Here is a 1,878-nt window from a genome sequence, read left to right on the forward strand (position 1 = left end):
ACCCTGCCCGGGCCAGGGCGTGCTCTGCTATGCTCACATCGTTACCTGCCCGGAAAGGAACAGCTGATGCCCCCGATATCCCAAAGGAAGCTCGTCGTTTTCGACTTCGACGGGACCCTCGTCGACTCCATGCCCGGCATCGTCGCCACCGCCCGCGCCGTCATGCACCGGCATGGATGGACTGACGAGGAGCTCGGCGACATGAGCAGGCTCGTGGGCCCGCCCTTCCCGCAAGCGTACAGCATGGTCTACGGCCTATCCGAGGCCGAGGCGCAGCAGGTGACCGAGGAGTACCGCGCCATCTATGCGGGCCTCGGGCGCGACGGGTGGCCGCTCTTCGAGGGGATGGACGCGCTTCTTGGCGACCTCAAGGCCGCAGGGAAGCTCCTCGGCACGGCCTCGTCCAAGCGCGAGTTCCTCCTGCGCCGGGGCCTGGAGACCAACGGCGTCCTCGACCTCTTCGACTTCCCCATGGCGAAGCTCTCCGACCACGGCGACTCGAAGGTGGCGGCCCTCGGGCGCGCCCTCGCCGCCGCCGGCGTCGACGGCTCCGAGGCCGTTATGGTGGGCGACCGCCGCTTCGACGCGGAGGCGGCCACGAGCTGCGGCGTCGAGTGCGTGGGCGTGCTCTACGGCGCCACCGCCCCGCGCTCCGAGCTCGAGTCCGCCGGCTGCGCGGCGATCGCCGACACCATCGACGACCTGCGGCGCATTCTTTTGGGATAGGGAATTCCCCCGCCTGCGGAAGCGCCCGTCAGAGCGCGGCCGCGATGGGGTAGAGTTAGCGTATGCGCGGGCAGAAGGCCCGCGCCCACGGACGAAGGGAGCCGCTCATGGACGGATTCGATATGGGCGAGACCATCTACAAGGCGTTTCTCGCCGGCGTCGGCGCCGTCGCCGCCGGTGCCGAGAAGGGCCAGCAGCTCGTCGACGAGCTCGTGAAGAAGGGCGAGATCACCGTCGAGCAGGGCAAGAATCTGAACTCCGAGCTCACGCGCAAGGTCAAGGAGACCTTCGAGTCCACGGTTTCGGGAGCTTCCGACGCCGCGCTGCGCTCCAAGCTCGAGTCCATGACGCCCGAGCAGCGCGCCGCGTACGCGCAGAAGGTAGCGGACATGAGCGCCGCTATCGAGGCCGATCGCGCCAAGGCCGCCGACGAGCCCGTCGCCGAGGACGTCTCGGACGCCTCTGAGGACGCCGTCGAGCCGGACGCCGCAGAGTAGCGCACGGGCGTGGCCGCAGAACCCGAACAGAAAACCGCAACGGAGACGGGCGCCGACGAGGCCGCCCGTCTCCATGAGTACGACCAGATCTTGAACAGCTGGTACGACGAGATGACCCGCGACGGCTCCGATTCGGGGCCGGACACGATCGGCATCTTCGGCGGCCGAGCCCAGGGGTCTGCGCAGTACGACCTCTCGCGCGCGAGCCGCCTTCGGCGCATCGGAGAGATCCTGCAGATCGTGCGTCGCTACGACATCTTCCACGGTCTCACGCCCCAAGGCCTGCGGCGGATGCTCGAGGAGCTCGGCCCCACCTTCGTCAAGGCCGGCCAGATCCTCTCGATGCGTTCCGAGATCCTGCCGCCGAGCTTCACGCGCGAGCTCTCCAAGCTGCGCACCGACGTCGAGCCGATGGACCGCGAGACGGTGCTCACCGCCCTGCGCGCCGAGTACGACCGCCCCATCGAGGAGATCTTCGACGCCATCGACGACAACCCGCTCGGCTCCGCCTCCGTCGCCCAGGTGCACAAGGCGCGTCTGGTTACAGGCGAGCTCGTGGCCGTCAAGGTACAGCGCCCGCATGTCCAAGAGGTCATGGCCAAGGACATCTCCATCATGCGCTCGCTCGCGCGCAGACTGGGCGGCTTCATCGGCG

Annotated in this window: 3 protein-coding genes; all 3 read left to right on the plus strand. The window is 68.5% G+C overall.

Going from position 1 to position 1,878, the window contains the following annotated elements; translation table 11 throughout:
• Positions 1-66 precede the first annotated feature (66 nt).
• Positions 67-726, plus strand: coding sequence for an HAD family hydrolase (locus tag ACT84W_RS07930; protein WP_444328812.1), 660 nt, complete (start codon positions 67-69; stop codon positions 724-726).
• A gap of 107 nt (positions 727-833) precedes the next feature.
• Entirely contained in the window at positions 834-1,223 is a 390-nt protein-coding gene (locus ACT84W_RS07935) for a phasin family protein (RefSeq protein WP_417575432.1), read from the plus strand.
• 9 nt (positions 1,224-1,232) lie between these two features.
• On the plus strand, positions 1,233-1,878 hold a 646-nt coding region (locus tag ACT84W_RS07940; protein ID WP_444328813.1), incomplete at its 3' end, for an AarF/UbiB family protein.

Origin of the sequence: Paratractidigestivibacter sp., assembly GCF_052362415.1 — a bacterium.
Lineage (GTDB): Bacteria > Actinomycetota > Coriobacteriia > Coriobacteriales > Atopobiaceae > Paratractidigestivibacter.

Bases quoted from the DNA above. Each gene is read 5' to 3' on its own strand.
- ACT84W_RS07935 (WP_417575432.1), top strand. From the start codon at position 834: ATGGACGGATTCGATATGGGCGAGACCATCTACAAGGCGTTTCTCGCC.
- ACT84W_RS07930 (WP_444328812.1), top strand. From the start codon at position 67: ATGCCCCCGATATCCCAAAGGAAGCTCGTCGTTTTCGACTTCGACGGG.